At 63.2% G+C, this 17,469-nt stretch carries 13 protein-coding genes; 8 read left to right on the forward strand and 5 right to left on the reverse strand.

What is annotated here, in order from left to right; translation table 11 throughout:
- Nucleotides 1-100 precede the first annotated feature (100 nt).
- Nucleotides 101-1,204 carry an ABC transporter substrate-binding protein gene (locus ACY8GK_RS03550; RefSeq protein WP_196179788.1) on the forward strand — a complete coding sequence of 368 codons (1,104 nt, stop codon included), beginning with the start codon at nt 101-103 and terminating at the stop codon, nt 1,202-1,204.
- A 313-nt stretch (nt 1,205-1,517) separates the two neighbouring features.
- On the opposite strand, the gene metH is transcribed toward ACY8GK_RS03550, so the two are convergent.
- Nucleotides 1,518-5,225 (reverse strand): methionine synthase, encoded by a 3,708-nt coding sequence (gene metH / locus ACY8GK_RS03555; RefSeq protein WP_196179790.1) that lies wholly within the window; start codon nt 5,223-5,225, stop codon nt 1,518-1,520.
- 158 nt (nt 5,226-5,383) lie between these two features.
- Between metH and ACY8GK_RS03560 the strand changes: the two genes are divergently transcribed.
- The 4 genes from ACY8GK_RS03560 to ACY8GK_RS03575 all read left to right on the forward strand — a co-directional run bounded on the left by ACY8GK_RS03560 (nt 5,384) and on the right by ACY8GK_RS03575 (nt 9,934).
- On the forward strand, nt 5,384-7,684 hold the full coding sequence (locus ACY8GK_RS03560; protein ID WP_462402322.1) for a fatty acid cis/trans isomerase: 2,301 nt from the start codon (nt 5,384-5,386) through the stop codon (nt 7,682-7,684).
- 156 nt (nt 7,685-7,840) lie between these two features.
- On the forward strand, nt 7,841-8,875 hold the full coding sequence (locus ACY8GK_RS03565) for an acyltransferase family protein (RefSeq protein WP_196179794.1): 1,035 nt from the start codon (nt 7,841-7,843) through the stop codon (nt 8,873-8,875).
- A 58-nt stretch (nt 8,876-8,933) separates the two neighbouring features.
- A complete protein-coding gene (nfuA, locus tag ACY8GK_RS03570; RefSeq protein ID WP_196179796.1) occupies nt 8,934-9,518 on the forward strand; it encodes a Fe-S biogenesis protein NfuA in 585 nt (194 codons plus the stop codon).
- Nucleotides 9,519-9,721: 203 nt separating this feature from the next.
- A complete protein-coding gene (locus tag ACY8GK_RS03575; protein ID WP_196179798.1) occupies nt 9,722-9,934 on the forward strand; it encodes a PLD nuclease N-terminal domain-containing protein in 213 nt (70 codons plus the stop codon).
- 46 nt (nt 9,935-9,980) lie between these two features.
- Here the strand turns inward: ACY8GK_RS03575 and ACY8GK_RS03580 are convergent, their stop codons facing one another.
- The 3 genes from ACY8GK_RS03580 to ACY8GK_RS03590 are packed head-to-tail and all read right to left on the reverse strand — an operon-like array spanning nt 9,981 to nt 11,595.
- Nucleotides 9,981-11,087, reverse strand: a complete 1,107-nt coding sequence (locus tag ACY8GK_RS03580) for an NAD(P)H-dependent flavin oxidoreductase (RefSeq protein ID WP_462402323.1) — start codon at nt 11,085-11,087, stop codon at nt 9,981-9,983.
- Nucleotides 11,088-11,117: 30 nt separating this feature from the next.
- A complete protein-coding gene (locus ACY8GK_RS03585; RefSeq protein ID WP_196179802.1) occupies nt 11,118-11,288 on the reverse strand; it encodes a hypothetical protein in 171 nt (56 codons plus the stop codon).
- Nucleotides 11,289-11,292: 4 nt separating this feature from the next.
- Complete coding sequence (locus tag ACY8GK_RS03590) at nt 11,293-11,595, reverse strand: DUF1883 domain-containing protein (protein ID WP_196179804.1); 303 nt, start codon at nt 11,593-11,595, stop codon at nt 11,293-11,295.
- A 159-nt stretch (nt 11,596-11,754) separates the two neighbouring features.
- Here ACY8GK_RS03590 and ACY8GK_RS03595 point away from each other — a divergent pair, with 159 nt between their 5' ends.
- The 3 genes from ACY8GK_RS03595 to gorA all read left to right on the forward strand — a co-directional run bounded on the left by ACY8GK_RS03595 (nt 11,755) and on the right by gorA (nt 14,611).
- Nucleotides 11,755-12,114, forward strand: a complete 360-nt coding sequence (locus ACY8GK_RS03595) for a hypothetical protein (RefSeq protein ID WP_462402975.1) — start codon at nt 11,755-11,757, stop codon at nt 12,112-12,114.
- 214 nt (nt 12,115-12,328) lie between these two features.
- On the forward strand, nt 12,329-13,168 hold the full coding sequence (gene galU / locus ACY8GK_RS03600; protein WP_196179805.1) for a UTP--glucose-1-phosphate uridylyltransferase GalU: 840 nt from the start codon (nt 12,329-12,331) through the stop codon (nt 13,166-13,168).
- Between the two features lie 87 nt (nt 13,169-13,255).
- Nucleotides 13,256-14,611 carry a glutathione-disulfide reductase gene (gene gorA / locus ACY8GK_RS03605; RefSeq protein ID WP_462402324.1) on the forward strand — a complete coding sequence of 452 codons (1,356 nt, stop codon included), beginning with the start codon at nt 13,256-13,258 and terminating at the stop codon, nt 14,609-14,611.
- Between the two features lie 214 nt (nt 14,612-14,825).
- Here gorA and ACY8GK_RS03610 read toward each other — a convergent pair whose 3' ends face one another.
- Nucleotides 14,826-17,075, reverse strand: a complete 2,250-nt coding sequence (locus ACY8GK_RS03610; RefSeq protein ID WP_462402325.1) for an ATP-binding protein — start codon at nt 17,073-17,075, stop codon at nt 14,826-14,828.
- Nucleotides 17,076-17,469: the final 394 nt, after the last annotated feature.

The following is a 17,469-nucleotide window of genomic DNA, read 5'->3' on the forward strand; positions in this document are numbered from 1 at the left end:
CATATGAAAAGAAGCATTTGGACTAAGTGAGACTGCCTGGCATTTTGATCACCGGGCGGTCGGGTTTAGACTGTCATTCGTTTCGAAGGAACCACCTCGCATGCTCCTGGCGCTTTGCCGATCACTCAGTGGCACCCTGTGCCGCGGCCTTTGCCTGGTGGGCTTGTCATTGCTCGGCAGTGCCCATGCCGCCTCGGTGGCGTTTCTCAATCCGGGACATCCCGAGGAAGTGTTCTGGCGAAGCTATTCCCGCTTCATGCAATGCGCGGCCGACGATCTCGGCTTGCAATTGCAGGTGCATTACATCGGGCGCGACGCCAGCAGCGCCTTGTCGACGGCTCGCGTTCTGCTGCTGGGGCCGCGGCGACCTGACTATCTGGTGCTGGTCAACGAGCAATACGTGGCCCCGGCGATCATGCGCTTGGCCCATGGCACTGGGGTCAAGCTGGTGCTGGTGAGCAATGGGCTTACCCAGTCCCAGGCACGCGCGGTGGATGCCCAGCCGGAAACCTTCGCGCCACTGCTCGCTACCCTGACCGGCAACGACGAACAGGCCGGCTACCTGATGCTGCATGCCATGCTCGACAAGCTGCCCAGGCTCGAGGGGCCGATCGACCTGCTGGCCTTCGCCGGAATCAAGACCACGCCCGCTTCGCAGTTGCGTGAGCAGGGCATGCGTCGGGCGCTGGCCGATTTTCCACAGGTTCGCCTGCGCCAGGTGGTATATGGCGGATGGGATCGGCAGCGTGCCTATGAACAGGCGCAGATCCTGCTGCAACGCTACCCCGATACGCGCCTGGTATGGTCGGCGAACGACGAGATGGCCTTTGGCGCCATGCGTGCTTTCGCACAGGCGGGGCGTACACCTGGTCATGACGTGATCTTCAGCGCCGTGAACAGCTCGCCCGAAGCATTGCGCGCGCGTATCGACGGTCGCCTCAGCGTGCTGATGGGCGGTCAGTTCATGCTTGGCGGCTGGGCCATGGTAATGCTGCACGATGACGCGCTCGGCCTCCCCATCGACCGCGACGGTCAGCGAGACTACCAACTGCCAGTACTGCGGCTGATCGACCAGGATCGAGCTCGGCGCTGGCTGGCCCTGCCCGAGCGCGGTGCGGCAGCCATCGACTTTCGACGCTACAGCGCCGAAGGGCGCCCGCCTGGGTATCGTTACCCGTTTCTGACACAGCCCATCGTCGACTGAAAGCCCTTGCTTGAGTTGTGGGCTTCACTGCGCTTAACTGCCAGGGGTGAAGTGCATTCCGACAATCACTACAAGAGGCGATGCCATGAGCCATCCAAGCAAGGGCCGCAAGTCCGACAGTACCGTCGATGCCTGGGCGATCCTCTGCCTGATCGTGCTGGCGGTCACCGCTGCCGTGTTCTGGGTCAGCCAGCAGTAGGCGCCGCAAGCTGCAAGCTGGCGTATACGCTGGTATCGGCGCATGCTCCAGCTTCCAGCTTCCAGCTTCCAGCTTCCAGCTTCCAGCTTCCAGCTACCAGCTACCAGCTTCCAGCTACCCCTCGTAGCCCAGGTTGGGGGCCAGCCAACGTTCGCTGACGCTCGCATCCTGGCCCTTGCGCGCGCTGTAGCTGTCGATCTGGTCCTTGTCGACCTTGCCCACGGCGAAATACTGGGCCTGCGGGTGGGCGAAGTACCAGCCACTCACGGCTGCGGTCGGGAACATGGCGAAGTGCTCGGTGAGAAACACGCCGCTGGGGCCGGTTTCGCCGATGTCGGTGCCGTCGAGCAGGCGGAACAGGGTGCGCTTCTCGGTGTGATCGGGGCAGGCCGGGTAGCCGGGGGCAGGGCGGATGCCGCTGTACTGTTCCTTGATCAAGGCCTCGTTGTCGAGCTGTTCGTCCCGGGCGTAGCCCCAGTGCTCCTTGCGCACACGTTCATGGAGCCACTCGGCGCAGGCTTCGGCCAGGCGGTCGGCGAGGGCCTTGACCATGATCGAGTTGTAGTCGTCGCCCTTGTCCTGGTAAGCCTTGGCCACCTCCTCCGCGCCGATGCCGGCGGTGGTGATGAACCCGCCGATATAATCGGTGATCCCGCTGGCCTTGGGTGCGACGAAGTCGGCCAGCGACAGGTTCGGCTTGCCGTCGGGCTTGATGGTCTGCTGGCGCAGGTGATGCAGCATGGCCAGTGGCTGGCCGTCCGGCGCGTAGACCTCGATATCGTCGTCAGCGACCTGGTTGGCCGGCCAGAAGCCGAACACTGCGCGGGCACCGATCAGTTTCTCGTCGATCAGCTTGTCGAGCATCTCGCGGGCATCCTGGTACAGCGCGGTCGCCGCCTCGCCGACCACTTCATCGCCGAGGATGCGCGGGAACTTGCCAGCCAGGTCCCAGGAAATGAAGAACGGTGTCCAGTCGATGTACTCGACCAGGACCCGCAGGTCGATGTCCTCGAGCACCTTCACGCCAGTGAAGGTTGGCGCGACGGGTGCATAGGCCGCCCAGTCGAACTGCGGCTTGCGGGCAATCGCCTGGTCGTAGGCCAGGCGCTCGGTACGCGCGCCGCGGTTGGCGGTGCGCTCGCGCACTTGCTGGTATTCCTGGCGGGTCTTCTCGACGAAGGCGGGCTTGAGCTCCTTGGAGAGCAACTGGGTCGCCACGCCGACAGCGCGGGACGCATCGGTGACATAGACCACCGCGTCGTTGGTATACCTGGGCTCGATCTTCACCGCCGTATGGGCCTTGGACGTGGTCGCGCCACCGATCATCAACGGCAGCTGGAAGTCCTGGCGCTGCATCTCGCGGGCCACATGGACCATTTCGTCCAGCGACGGGGTGATCAGGCCGGAGAGACCGATGATGTCGCATTTCTGTTCGCGGGCTGTCTGCAGGATCTTTTCGGCCGGCACCATGACGCCCAAGTCGACGATGTCATAGCCATTGCAGCCCAGCACCACGCCGACGATGTTCTTGCCAATGTCGTGCACGTCGCCCTTGACCGTGGCCATGAGGATCTTGCCCTTGGCTTCGGGCGTATCGCCTTTCTCGGCCTCGATGAACGGGATCAGGTGGGCCACGGCCTGCTTCATGACCCGGGCCGACTTGACCACCTGCGGCAGGAACATCTTGCCGGCGCCGAACAGGTCGCCAACCACGTTCATGCCGCTCATCAGCGGGCCTTCGATCACCTCGATCGGGCGAGCGCACTGTTGCCGGCACTCTTCGGTATCCTCGACGATGTAGGCGGTGATGCCCTTGACCAGCGCATGCTCTAGACGCTTGTCGACCGGCAACGCGCGCCACTGTTCGTTCTCGACCTCCTTGGCCGCGCCGCCGCCCTTGTAGTCGTCGGCGATCGCCAGCAGCGCATCGGTACCCTCGGGGGTGCGATTGAGCACCACGTCCTCGACCTTTTCGCGCAGCGCCGGCGGGATCTCGTCGTAGATCTCCAGCTGTCCGGCGTTGACGATGCCCATGGTCAGGCCGTTCTGGATCGCATGGTAGAGGAAGACCGAATGGATCGCCTCGCGCACCGGATTGTTGCCGCGGAACGAGAACGACACGTTAGATACCCCGCCCGACGACAGGGCATGGGGGAGGTGGTCGCGGATGTAGGCGCAGGCTTCGATGAAGTCCACGGCATAGTTGTTGTGTTCCTCGATGCCGGTGGCGACCGCGAAGATGTTCGGGTCGAAGATGATGTCTTCCGGCGCGAAGCCCACCTCGTCGACCAGGATGTCGTAGCTGCGCTGGCAGATCTCCTTCTTGCGCGCGGCGGTGTCGGCCTGGCCGACCTCGTCGAACGCCATCACCACCACCGCGGCGCCGTAGCGCTTGCACAGGCGGGCGTGGTGCTTGAACTGCTCGACGCCTTCTTTCATCGAGATCGAGTTGACGATGCCCTTGCCCTGGATGCACTTGAGGCCCGCCTCGATCACTTCCCACTTGGACGAGTCGATCATGATCGGCACGCGGGAAATGTCCGGCTCGCCGGCGATCAGGTTGAGGAAACGCACCATGGCTGCCTGGGAGTCGAGCATCCCTTCGTCCATGTTGATGTCGATTACCTGGGCTCCGGCCTCGACTTGCTGCAAGGCGACTTCCAGGGCCTCGGTGTAGTTTTCCTCGCGGATCAGCCGGGCGAACTTGGCTGAACCGGTGATGTTGGTGCGCTCGCCGACGTTGACGAACAGCGACTGCCGATCGATGGTGAATGGTTCCAGGCCGGAAAGCCGGCAGGCCTTGGGGATGTCCGGGATGATGCGAGGCGGATACTTGGCCACGGCCTCGGCGATCGCCTGGATATGCGCAGGCGTGGTCCCGCAGCAGCCGCCGATGATGTTGAGGAAACCGCTGGCGGCGAACTCCTCGACCACCCTGGCCATTTCCGCGGGGCTTTCGTCGTACTCGCCGAAGGCGTTGGGCAGGCCGGCGTTGGGGTGGGCCGAGACGTAGGTGTCGGCCTTGGTCGACAGCTCCTCCAGGTACGGACGCAGGTCCTTGGCGCCCAGCGCGCAGTTCAGGCCGACGGAGATTGGCTTGGCGTGGCGTACCGAGTTCCAGAAGGCTTCGGTGGTCTGCCCGGACAAGGTACGCCCAGAGGCATCGGTGATGGTGCCGGAAATCATGATCGGCAGCTCGATGCCGTCATCCTCGAACACTTGCTGCACGGCGAAGATCGCCGCCTTGGCGTTGAGGGTGTCGAAGATGGTCTCGATCAGGATCAGATCGGCGCCGCCCTCGATCAACCCGCGGGTGGCCTCGATGTAGTTCTCGACCAGTTCGTCGAAGGTGACGTTGCGATAGCCAGGGTCGTTGACGTCCGGCGAGATCGAGCAGGTGCGGCTGGTCGGGCCGAGCACGCCGGCGACGAAGCGTGGCCGATCCGGCGTTTCGAGGGTCTTGGCGTCGGCCACCTGGCGCGCGATGCGCGCGCCGGCGACGTTGAGTTCGTAGACCAGCGACTCCATGCCGTAGTCGGCCTGGGAGATCTGCGTGGCGTTGAAGGTGTTGGTCTCGAGAATATCGGCACCGGCATCCAGGTAGGCCTTCTCGATCGCGGCGATGACGTCTGGCTGGGTGAGCAGCAGCAGATCGTTGTTGCCTTTGACATCGCTTGGCCAATCGGCGAAGCGCGTGCCACGATAGTCATGCTCTTCGAGGCGGTAGCTCTGGATCATCGTGCCCATGCCGCCGTCGAGGATCAGTATGCGCTCCTTGAGTGCGTGCTGGAGTGCTTGTAGACGAGCGCTGCGATCGGACATAGAAACTACCTGGTCGGGCAAATATCAGAAGGTGCGGATCATAGCAAAGCTGCGCGGTTTTTAGGCGCTCGTACCTTTTTCATGAATTTCCCTCATGTTCAACACCCCCCGATCAACCAGGCCCCGCGACAGTCTCCAAGCAACCAGGAAACCCGTACATGCTGCAACGTTCACTTGCCGCCGTCTTCGCCCTGCTGGTCAGCAGCACGGCGCTCGGGCAAGCCCCCCAGGCCAGCTCGGCCATCTCCTACACCCGTGACATCCAGCCGATCTTCACCGAGAAATGCGTTGCCTGTCATGCCTGCAACGATGCCGCCTGCCAGCTCAACCTCGGCAGCGCCGAAGGTGTCGAGCGCGGCGCGTCCAAGGTGCCGGTCTACCAGGGCGAGCGCCGCCAGGCCGTGGCCACCACCCGGCTGTTCGAGGACGCCCATGGCGAAGAGGCCTGGCGGCGCAAGGGGTTCTATTCCGTGCTCGAGGCGCAAGGCAGCCAGGCGGCCCTGATGGCACGCATGCTCGAGCTTGGCCAGCATACGCCGCTCACGCCCAATGCGCGGATTCCCGAAGGCATCGTGCTGGGCCTGGATCGACAGAACATGTGTCCGTTACCCGCCGAGTTCGACGGATATGTCGCCAGTCATCCTGGCCAAGGCATGCCCCTGGCCGTCACCGGCCTGACCGAGGCGCAGTACCAGACCCTGCAGCGTTGGCTGGCAGCCGGCGCGCCGATCGATCACCAGGCTCTTCGTCCCAGCCCCGTCGAGGCGCGGCAGATCGCTGAATGGGAGGCGCTGCTCAATCGCGCCGGCCCGTCCGAGACGCTGGTGGCGCGCTGGCTCTACGAACACCTGTTCCTCGCCCATGTCCATTTCGAGGGTGGCGAGCCGGGACATTTCTTCCAATGGGTGCGTTCGCGCACGCCCAGCGGCCAGCCGGTCGATGTGATCGCCACACGCCGGCCGAACGATTCTCCGGGCACCGCGTTCTACTATCGCTTGAGGCCGGTCGAAGGCGTGATCGTGCACAAGACCCACATCACCTACCCCGCAGGGCCGGGCAAGCTGGAGCGGGTCAGGCAGTTGTTCTACCGCGGTGACTGGCATGTGGACAGCGTGCCAGGCTACGGTCCGCAGCGGCGCGCCAATCCCTTCGAGACCTTCGCCGCGATTCCGGCCCAGGCGCGCTATCGGTTCATGCTGGACAATGCCGAGTACTTCGTGCGCACCTTCATCCGTGGGCCGGTGTGCCGGGGGCAGATCGCCACCGACGTGATCCGCGACAATTTCTGGGTATTGTTCCAGGACCCTTCGCACGACCGCTACATCACCGATGCGCGCTACCGTGGCGAGGCCACGCCGCTGCTGGCCATGCCCGGACAGATCGACGATGTCGGCAGCGTGCTGTCGCTCTGGCATGCCTACCGGGACAAGCGCAACGCCTACGAGGCGCTGCGGCGCGACACCTATGCCGGTTCGCCGGCGCCTGGCTGGGACTCGCTCTGGGCCGGTAACGACAATGCCTTGCTGAGCATCTTCCGGCATTTCGACAGCGCCTCGGTGACCAAGGGCCTGATTGGCGACGTGCCACTGACGTTCTGGCTGTTCGACTATCCGTTGCTCGAGCGCACCTACTATCAGCTGGCGGTCAATTTCGATGTGTTCGGCAATGTCTCGCACCAGTTGCAGACGAGGCTGTACTTCGACCTGATCCGCAACGGCGCGGAGGTCAACTTTCTGCGGCTGATGCCTGCCCAGCAGCGCGCAGACATGCTTGGCGACTGGTACCGCAACAGTGGCAAGGTGAAGATGTGGCTCGACTACCAGGATATCGACACCAAGACCCCGAGCGGCCTGCACCTGGCCAAGGGCGATGCGCGCCGGGACTTCGCCAGCAAGCTGCTGCAGCGCAGCGCCGCCATCGATGCTTCGCCCGACCCGATCAATCGCTGCCTGGGTGCCTACTGCTCGCGAATGGGCCTCGACGAGGCCTTCGCCGATGCCGAGCAGGCCTTGAGCCGCCTGGTTTCGCGTCCTGCGGCCGGACTCAAGGTCATCGGCCAGCTGCCTGAGGCGACGATGCTGCGCATCGAAGCGCCGGATGGCCAGCGCCAGGTCTACAGCCTTCTGCGCAACCGCGCCCACAGCAATGTGGCCTTCCTGCTGGGCGAGGCCTATCGCTACCAGCCGGGCCTGGACACCTTGACCCTGTATCCAGGCGTGCTAAGCAGCTATCCCAATTTCATGTTCGACATTCCAACGGGGCAGGTCGCGCAGTTCGTCGAAGCCATGCAAGCCGCGCGCGACGATCACGAGCGCTTCGAGCGTATCGTCGAGCGCTGGGGGATACGGCGTAGCCATCCGCGGTTCTGGGAGTACTTCCATGACCTGAGCCGCTACATCGAGCAGACCGATCCGCTCGAAGCCGGCGTGCTGGACATGAACCGCTATCAGAATCTTTGACCAGCGCAGGGGAGCTTTAGCGGGATCGCGCGGTCCCAGCACCGGGCGGCTTCCCCTCTGGAGCTGCAAGCCGCGAGCCAGGAGCAGAGCGCGGCGCTTGGAGCTTGGAGCTCTAGAGAGGGAAACCTGAATGCACCGGCAATCTCGGGACTGTTCATGCTGTATTCGCTTCAAGCTCTCAGGGCGTTCGCTGCCTGGGTGGTGGTATGCCATCATTTCATGCAGATCTTCTTCGACTTCCATGCCGACGGTCCTGTCGGTCGCTTTCTCACCGAGCGGGGCGCGGTCGGCGTGGACATCTTTTTCGTCATCAGCGGGCTGGTCATCTACCTCTCGACCCGCGACAAGCAGATCGCGCCGCAACGCTTCATGCTGCACCGGTTGCTGCGCATCGTCCCGGCCTACTGGTTCTATTCGCTGCTGATGGGCCTGCTGTTGCTGGCTGCCAGCCGCTGGATGCCGCACCAGGTGTTCGAATGGCAGCACTTGCTGTTGTCATTGCTGTTCATCCCGGCGGAAAACCCGGGTGGCTATGGGCTGTACCCGACTCTCAACGTCGGCTGGACGCTGAACTTCGAAATGTTCTTCTACTTGCTGTTCTCGCTAGCCTTCCTGGTACGCCAGCGTCATCACCTGCTGCTGGTCACCGCGGCATTGTTGCTCGCCAGCGAGGTGCTAGGGCGGTTCGGCCTGCTCAGCCGGTTCTACAACAACGGCATCATCTACGAATTCCTCCTGGGTATCGGCATCGGCGTGCTCTATCGCCGCGGCCTGATACGCGAGGGGTTGTGGCTGCCGCTGGCCTTGCTGGCGGCGGCCGGCTATGCCATCTACCAACTGGACAACTCCCTGCGGCTGCTGCACTGGGGGTTGCCCAGCGCCATGGTGGTGCTGGCCTTCATCGCCCTGGAGCGCTACTTCAAGGGTAACCAGGTTCTCAAGGCCATGGGCGATTGTTCCTACTCGGTCTACCTGGTCCATGTCCTGGTGCTCTGGTCCGGCTGGTTCGTCAGCCAGCGCTTCGGCCTCGATCCCTATGGGGTATTCGCCTTCTGCGTGCCGCTGATCGGCGCGGCTTCCTGGCTGAGCTACCAGTGGCTGGAGCGCGGGTTCTATCACCACGGCAAGGCCTGGTGCGAGGCACGACTGCAGCAGGCGCCGGCCCTGGCGCTAACCCGAGTCAAATACTAGGACTTTGTTAGAGGCTCGGCTTGGCGTACACTGGCCGGCAAGTCTGTGAGGAACTTACATGAGCGCTATAACCATTACCGACGCCGCCCATGACTACCTGGCCGATCTGCTGTCCAAGCAGAACGCTCCAGGCATCGGCATCCGTATCTTCATCACCCAGCCGGGCACCCAGTACGCCGAAACCTGCATCGCCTACTGCAAGCCTGGCGAGGAAAAGCCCGATGACGTCGCGGTCGGCCTGAAGAGCTTCACCGCCTACATCGATTCGATCAGCGAGCCGTTCCTCGAGGATGCCCTGGTCGACTACGCCACCGATCGCATGGGTGGCCAGCTGACCATCAAGGCGCCGAACGCCAAGGTGCCGATGGTCGACGAGAACAGCCCGATCAACGAGCGCATCAATTACTACCTGCAAACCGAGATCAATCCGGGGCTGGCCAGTCATGGCGGGTTGGTGAGCCTGATCGACGTGGTCGAGGACAACATCGCGGTACTGCAGTTTGGTGGCGGTTGCCAGGGCTGCGGCCAGGCGGACGTCACGCTCAAGGAAGGCATCGAGCGGACCTTGCTCGAGCGTATTCCCGAGCTCAAGGGCGTGCGTGACGTGACCGATCACTCGATCAAGGAAAACGCCTACTACTGAGGTCGCTGGCGACCGGGCATCGCGGGCTCGTCCGGCGGTTGTCCACGGCACCTGCAGGCGGCCGGCTGGCGCGGAATCGGCGTTGCTGGTGCTTGCGGGTCAGCCGGTCGAAGGGCGCGGGATTTGCCGATCGGACCAGATTTTAATGAACCCTCGACGTGTGCGGGAAACAAAAGAGGTACCAGCACACCGGAGAAAAGCTCATGGAAATCGGAACGATGTGGATCATCCTCGCCGTGGTTGTCATCCTGCTGCAGATCCTCGCGATCTGGCACATCATCGGCAGTGAGCGCCGTGCCGAGCGCAAGATGCTGTGGATCGTGTTCGTGGTCTGGGCACCGCTTCCCGGCCTAATCTTCTGGGCGATCATGGGTCCGAAAGCCGTCAAGGGCAAAGCCGTTCTCGAAGAGAAATGAATGCCATCCGACGCAGCCGGTTCGCCCGAGCCGGCTGCCGATGTCGCTATCCTTCCTCGGGCTTGTCGTCGACCCGGCCTTGCCGGCCCATCGCTGCCAATGCATTGAATGCAATGTCCCTGGTCAGGTCGCCGGCCGAGCGATGCTGCCCCAGGCGCAACGCCTGGCCTGCCCACAGGTTGCCGAAATCGCTGTCGCCTCGCGCCTCGCCGATCTTGCGCAGCGGCACGAGCGCGCCGCCAGCCAGGGGAAAGTGCGGCGCCAACGGGCTCATCGGCCCCAGCTCGCGCATGAGCCGATTGTTGATGCCGCGGGCTGGCCGTCCGGTGAACAGGTTGGTCAATGCCGTGTCGCTGGCCGAGGCTTCATCCAAGGCGCGGCGATGCGCTGGCGAGACCTTGGCCTGCGGGCAGAACAGGTAGGCCGTGCCGATCTGCACGGCTGAAGCGCCCAGCGCCAGTGCGGCCAGTAGGCCGCGATGATCGGCGATACCGCCAGCGGCGATCACCGGGACGTCGACCGCATCCACGACCTGAGGCACCAGGGCCAGGGTACCGATCTGCGTGCCAATGTCCTCGCTGAGGAACATGCCGCGATGTCCACCCGCCTCATAGCCCATGGCAATGATGGCGTCACAGCCATGCGTTTGCAGCCATATCGCTTCTTCGACCGTGGTGGCACTGCCGAGCACTTTCGCGCCGGTAGCCTTGACCCGCTGTACGAGCGGCTCCGGCGGCAGGCCGAAGTGGAAGCTCACCACCTCCGGACGCAGCGTCTCCACCAGCTGGCAAGCCTGGTGATCGAACGGCGCGCGCTCGGACTTGGGTGTAGGCGCGTCGAAATCGGCACCCAGTTCCTCGTAGTACGGCTTGAGTGCCAGCTTCCAGCGCTGCTGCGCGGCCGGGTCGGCCGGTGGCGGCTGGTGGCAGAAGAAGTTGAGGTTCAACGGTGCCTGGCAAGCATGGCGAAAACGTTCGACTTCGGCGCGTACTTCATCGAGGCCGAGCATGGCGCAGGGCAGGGCGCCCAGCCCGCCGGCATTGGCCACCGCGATGGCCATGGCCGATCCGGTCGCGCCGGCCATCGGTGCCTGCAGAATGGGCTGCTCGATGTCCAGCAGATCGAGAATGCGACGGTCTGGCCAACGGGTCATCGACAGGTTCCTCCGAGATGCGAAAAGGATTCAAAGAGCCTTGCTGACCTGGATGTCACTGATCTTCTCGGCATCGTCGCCATGAATCTTGCGCAAGGCCTGCCGGGCCTGCTCGAGCGAGGCCTCGGACAGCTGCGCGAAGTCCCAGCGGCGCTGGCCGTCGAGCTTGTACTTGATCACGTATTTGATGGTCTGGGTCATGGGCTTATCTCAGGTGCGACGCGGAGCGACGAACGATCTTGATCTTGTGGGAGAAGGTTGGCTTGCGGGTCACGGAAATCGGTCGTGCGCTGACGGTGTCGATGGTGATGTTCCAGAAGCCTGTGCTCGGCACGGTGATCTTCGCCGGGAAACGGTCGAATGCGCCACCATGGTAGGTGTGCCGTCCGCCATTCTTGAAACTGCGGAAGTTGGCATCGTTCATCAGGCGAATATTGCAGCGCTGGGAACACTCGATCACGACGATGTCGTCTTCGTTGAGGTGCTCGCGCTGGTGGACGAATTTCATGTAGGGCTCCGCAAGGTAAAGGTTCTGCACGGCGAAAGATATCACGATGTCGCTGTGCGTCGCGTGAGCGCTGGCAAAAGACCGGGCATTTGCGCCAGCTCAGGGAGCAAAACCGCCCGCCTGTTGTCTGAAGGGTTTTCCGAAGGAGGATCGATGCAGATGAAATTGGCGCTGGCTGCCTTGGCGGTGGCATTGGGGGGCTGTGCAAGTGTCTCGGAACTCGAACAGTCCCGCGAAACTATGGATGTCATGTCCGGCAAGACGCCGCGTGAATATGCCGATTGCGTGAAGAGCCAACTGGCCGATTCGCGAGGACCTTTGCAGGAACAGGCCAGGGGTGATGGCCTGCGCCTGATCGTGCCGCAGAAACTTGCCGCTGGCGCCGGCCCGGCCGCCTTGGTCGATATCGAGAAGCGCGGCGATGGCAGCAGCATCAAGGTGCATGAGCGCTTGAACAATTTTCCCTTGCGCCCGGGCGATGTGCGCACGGCGGCGACCGAGTGCATCTCCGGTAGTTGACGGCAGCGCCAGCTCAATCGACCGGATCGGTATTGCATCATCCTGCCCAGCGATAATATTTGCCGTGCAGCATATTTACGATCCCGTTGAACTAACTACACTGGGGTCATCTCTATCATGGGATCGCTCGGTCCGATCAGGCGTTGTAAGGTAACTATCGCCTGATTAGACTGCGCCCGATTCTACCCCCGCCAAGCCCTTGTTAAGGACGTTTATGATCAAGAAATGCTTGTTCCCGGCTGCCGGTTACGGTACTCGCTTCCTGCCTGCTACCAAAGCCATGCCCAAGGAAATGCTGCCGGTGGTCAACAAGCCGTTGATCCAGTACGGCGTCGAGGAAGCGCTGGATGCAGGCTTGAATGAAATCTCCATCGTCACCGGGCGTGGCAAGCGCGCATTGGAAGATCACTTCGATATCAGCTACGAGCTCGAGACCCAGATCAAGGGCACCGACAAGGAGAAGTACCTGGTCGGTATTCGTCGCCTGCTCGACGAATGCTCGTTCTCTTATACCCGCCAGACCGAAATGAAAGGCCTGGGCCACGCCATCCTGACCGGCCGTCCACTGATCGGCGACGAGCCGTTCGCCGTGGTGCTGGCCGACGACCTGTGCGTCAACCCCGACGGCGATGGCGTGCTGTCGCAAATGGTCAAGTTGTACAATCAGTTCCGCTGCTCGATTGTCGCCATCCAGGAAGTCGATCCGCAGGAGACCAACAAGTATGGCGTGATCGCCGGAGACATGATCCGCGAAGATATCTTCCGCGTGACCAACATGGTCGAGAAACCCAAGCCGGAAGACGCGCCGTCCAACCTGGCGATCATCGGCCGCTACATCCTGACTCCGGACATCTTCGACATCATCAAGAATACCGAGCCGGGCAAGGGCGGTGAGATCCAGATCACCGACGCCCTGATGCAACAGGCCAGGAATGGCTGTGTCCTGGCCTACAAGTTCAAGGGCCGTCGTTTCGACTGCGGTGGCGCCGAAGGTTACATCGACGCGACCAACTTCTGCTTCGAGAACTACTACAAGACCGGCAAGGCTCACTGAGCCTCGCGCCGAGGGCGGTCGACGCCTCTTGCGCCTTGTGCCAAAAAAAGCCACCCTCGGGTGGCTTTTTTCATTGAGGAGCCGCAAGTGGCCTACGATTTTGATCTGTTCGTGATTGGTGCCGGTTCCGGTGGCGTGCGCGCGGCGCGCTTCGCCGCCGGTTTCGGTGCGAAGGTGGCCGTGGCCGAGAGCCGCTACCTGGGGGGCACCTGCGTCAATGTAGGCTGCGTGCCAAAGAAGCTGCTGGTCTACGGTGCACACGTCGCCGACGAACTCGAACAGGCATCCGGCTATGGCTGGACGCTGGAAGAGGGCCATTTCGACTGGGCTACCTTGATCGCCAACAAGAATCGCGAGATCGAACGCCTCAACGGCATCTATCGCAACCTGCTGGTCAACAGCGCAGTGACCTTGCTGCAAGGGCATGCCCGCCTGATCGGAAGCAACGAAGTGGAAGTCGACGGTCGTCGCTACACGGCCCAGCGCATCCTCATCGCCACCGGCGGCTGGCCGTTCGTGCCGGACATTCCCGGCAAGGATCTGGCGATCACCTCCAACGAGGCGTTCTACCTCAAGACGCTGCCCCGGCGGGTTCTGATCGTCGGTGGAGGCTATATCGCCGTCGAGTTCGCTGGCATCTTCCAGGGGCTGGGTGCCGAAACCAGCCTGGTCTACCGCGGCGACCTGTTCCTGCGTGGCTTCGACGGCTCGGTGCGCCAGCACCTGAAGGACGAGCTGGAGAAGCGCGGGCTGCACCTGCAGTTCAACAGTGATATCAAGCGCATCGACCAGCAAGCCGATGGCAGCCTCAAGGCGACCCTCGAGGATGGACGCGAACTGTTCGCCGACTGCATCCTCTACGCCACCGGCCGACGCCCGATGCTCGACGACCTCGGGCTGGAGAACACTGGCGTCGAGCTGGACGAGCGTGGCTACATCCGCGTCGACGAGCAGTACCAGACCACCGAGCCGTCGATCCTGGCCATTGGCGACGTGATCGGTCGTGTCCAACTGACCCCGGTGGCGCTGGCCGAAGGCATGGCGGTGGCCCGGCGCCTGTTCAAGCAGGACCAGTACCGCCCCGTCGACTATCGCAATATTCCCACCGCAGTGTTCAGCCAGCCGCCGATCGGTACGGTCGGCCTGAGCGAGGAGCAGGCCTTGGAAGCTGGACACGAGGTGAAGATCTTCGAAAGTCGCTTCCGGCCAATGAAGCTGACCCTGACGGACGTCCAGGAGAAGACCCTGATCAAGCTGGTGGTCGACGCCCAGACCGATCGCGTGCTCGGTTGTCACATGGTCGGCCCGGACGCCGGCGAGATCATCCAAGGGCTTGGCGTGGCGCTCAAGGCTGGCGCGACCAAGCAGCAGTTCGATGAGACCATCGGGGTACATCCCACTGCCGCGGAAGAGTTCGTCACGCTGCGTACGCCAACTCGCTGATGGGCAGCCGAGGCGGGTGAGCAGTCACAGGCCGGGTCCAGGCCCGTCAGTGAATGACGGGTACGTCTTGACAGGGCTGGTACCCGCGTCGCCAGCGAGTCCATGACAGGGTCGAGCCAGGCGCCTTATCCATCCACGGCAAAGGGTTTTGCACCGTTGACGCACCCGCCGCCACCCGTGCGGCAGGTCCTTCAACGGTGCAGGCAGTTGCGGGTCACCCGCTGCCCAGCGAGATACCGCTCGTCTCGATCCGCGGCACGCTGAAGCGGAACGTGCTGCCTTGGCCCGGCTCGCTGTTGGCACTGATCTCGCCGCCGTGCGCCTTGATGATTCCCCGAGTGATGTATAGCCCCAGTCCGGTGCCGTCCGGGTTGCCTTCGCGCGCCGTCCAGTAGCGTTCGAACACATGCGGCAATTGCTCGGGCGCGATGCCACGGCCGGTGTCGCGCACGGTGAAGGCCACGCTGGCGCCATCGGCCCGGGCGCTTACCGCAACCGTGCCATGCGCGTCGGTGAACTTGACGGCGTTGCCCACCAGGTTCGACAGCACCTGGAACAGGCGCTCGGGATCGGCATTGATGTGCAGGCCTGGCTGGGCTTCGAGCACCAGCCGCACCAGCTTGGTCTGGGCCAGAGGGGCGAGCAAGGCTTGGGCTTCTTCGAGCATCAGGCTGACATCCAGTGGTCTTGGCGCGATCACGTAGCGTCCGGCTTCGATCTTGGAGGTATCGAGCAAATCATCGAGCAACGCATTCATGCGACTGGTCGCCTGTTGCATGGTGCTGATGGCCGAGGTGACGCGCCGAGAGGCGTTGACCGCATCACTGCTGAAAGTTTTCTGCATCATGCCGCAGAGCATGGCAATCACCGTCATGGGGCTGCGCAGGTCATGGGAGACGACTGCCATCAGCTCGTCGCGCGCACGCACGGCAGCCTGCTCCCTGAGCACCTGGCGCGACAGGTCGATTTCCAGGGCGCAGCGGCGCAGGTCATTGGCGGCGAAACGGTCGCCATGGCTCCACTTGCGCGAGATGCCTTCCATCTCCACTTTCCACTGCTCGAACGAAGAGCGTGGTCGCAGCCGCAATTCGTCGCCCGAAGGATCCAGGTGCATCGGTTTGCGTGGATCTCCGCTCCAGGACAGGGTTTCCTTGACTTCCGGGCGGAACCAGATGATGCCGTTGGTAACCGGCTTGGGCAGGGACAGGGTCAGCACACCGCTGGCGAGCAAGCGATATTCGTTCGCAGGCGGGTACACGCTGCCCAGCTCATGCGAGGCGAATACCGGCATGCGCTGCTGCTCGATCCAGTGATGCAGCGCGTGGATCTGCGCTGGTGTCGGGCAAGCGCCGGCAGTGCGCAACTGATCCCCGTCGATGATCGCCACGCCACTGGCATCGACCAGCTCCAGCAGTTGCCCGACAGAGGCGGCCAAGCCGTCGAATACGCTTGCGGCGCTTTCCCGCATGGCCTGCTCGAAGCGTGCCAAGCTATCGATCTTGGCCTCACGCTCGGCGGCCAGTTGCAACGCCTGCATGGCACTGATCTGCAGCGACAGCACTTGGCCAATGGTCTTGCATGCACTGCGCAGGTTGCTCGGAACATGCAAGGGTGTACGGTTGCCGCAAGTGATCAAGCCCCAGAGCCGACCTTCGCAGACCAGCGAGATGCTCATCGACGACAGCACGCCCATGTTGCGCATGTACTGGCAGTGGATCGGCGACACGCTGCGCAAGGTGGCGAAGCTGAGGTCCAGCGGCTGCTCGTCCTGGGGGCGCATCGCCGGCACGATCGGCACCGGCGTGTAGGCGGCATCCGGGATGATGCGCAACCAGTTGCTCAGGTAGAGCTGGCGAGCCTGGGCCGGAATGTCCGAGGCGGGGAAGTACAGGCCCTTGAACCGCTCCATGCCCGGTGATGAAGCCTCCGCGACCACCTGGCCGTGGCCTTCCTCCTCGAATCGGTAGACAAGCACGCGATCGTAGCCGGTCAGCGCCTGTACCTCCCGCACGACCAGATCATGCAAGGTGTCGAGATCTTGTGCAGCCTGCAGGCGCTGCAGCATTCGGTTGAGGTGGCTGTGCGGGTCGCTGGCGCTGGACGCGAGCAGTTCGAGCTCGAAGATCAGCAGGCCGTCATGGCGGTGCAGGAAGCCTTCGAAGGCGATACCGTCGAGCTTGACGGCGAGCGGCTGCAGATCCTCGGCAAGGTCCTGTTCGACCAGTTTGCATACCTGCTTGGCCAGGCCCGTGCCGACCAGCGCGGGCAGCGGCTTGCCCAGCACTTGGGAAGCTTCGATCCCCAACAAGGTCCCGACATTGGCGCTGATCTGCAGGATGTCCAGCGCCGGTTCGCTCAGGGTCATCAGTACGCCATGGGGCTGGATGGCACCTGGGTATTGGATCGGTTCGCTGGCACAGTTGGCCAGCAACCGTTCGAACGCGGCGTCATCGAGGCCCTTCACAGGCGACCCCCTGGGCAACGAGGTCGCGAGAAACTGGCGCGGCTTTCAGGCAGCAAGCCTCGAGGGGCACGAAACGAAACAGACGGGGGAGCGTTGGAGCCAGAGGCATCGAGCGATCTCTCGTGAGCAGGTGGACAGATACGGCAGACGCCTTCCTGGTTGGCAAGGTGCCATCCTACAGGAAGACAAGCGGAAAACCCGTTGGTTTTTCGAGGGCTGGCAAATCGCTTGCAAGCCGTGCCGCGCAGCCAGCAGAGCATGCATGAAACCGGTGCGCTTGGCTTTGCTCTGCCACGCGCGCACCCATGCGCAAGGCCGGCGCTTGCCGTCGGAGGACGCCGCCGTGCACTCGCTCAGTCTGGCGGCGCACGCCGACCTGATTAGGCTATGTACC

The sequence above is a fragment of the Pseudomonas sp. Marseille-QA0332 genome (assembly GCF_054950175.1).

Coding starts and splice junctions, on each gene's coding strand:
- metH (WP_196179790.1), bottom strand. CDS start 5,225: ATGTCCGATCGCAGCGCTCGTCTACAAGCACTCCAGCACGCACTCAAG.
- ACY8GK_RS03595 (WP_462402975.1), top strand. CDS start 11,755: ATGAAATTGGCGCTGGCTGCCTTGGCGGTGGCATTGGGGGGCTGTGCA.
- galU (WP_196179805.1), top strand. CDS start 12,329: ATGATCAAGAAATGCTTGTTCCCGGCTGCCGGTTACGGTACTCGCTTC.
- ACY8GK_RS03580 (WP_462402323.1), bottom strand. CDS start 11,087: ATGACCCGTTGGCCAGACCGTCGCATTCTCGATCTGCTGGACATCGAG.
- ACY8GK_RS03550 (WP_196179788.1), top strand. CDS start 101: ATGCTCCTGGCGCTTTGCCGATCACTCAGTGGCACCCTGTGCCGCGGC.
- ACY8GK_RS03585 (WP_196179802.1), bottom strand. CDS start 11,288: ATGACCCAGACCATCAAATACGTGATCAAGTACAAGCTCGACGGCCAG.
- ACY8GK_RS03565 (WP_196179794.1), top strand. CDS start 7,841: ATGCTGTATTCGCTTCAAGCTCTCAGGGCGTTCGCTGCCTGGGTGGTG.
- ACY8GK_RS03590 (WP_196179804.1), bottom strand. CDS start 11,595: ATGAAATTCGTCCACCAGCGCGAGCACCTCAACGAAGACGACATCGTC.
- nfuA (WP_196179796.1), top strand. CDS start 8,934: ATGAGCGCTATAACCATTACCGACGCCGCCCATGACTACCTGGCCGAT.
- ACY8GK_RS03560 (WP_462402322.1), top strand. CDS start 5,384: ATGCTGCAACGTTCACTTGCCGCCGTCTTCGCCCTGCTGGTCAGCAGC.
- ACY8GK_RS03575 (WP_196179798.1), top strand. CDS start 9,722: ATGGAAATCGGAACGATGTGGATCATCCTCGCCGTGGTTGTCATCCTG.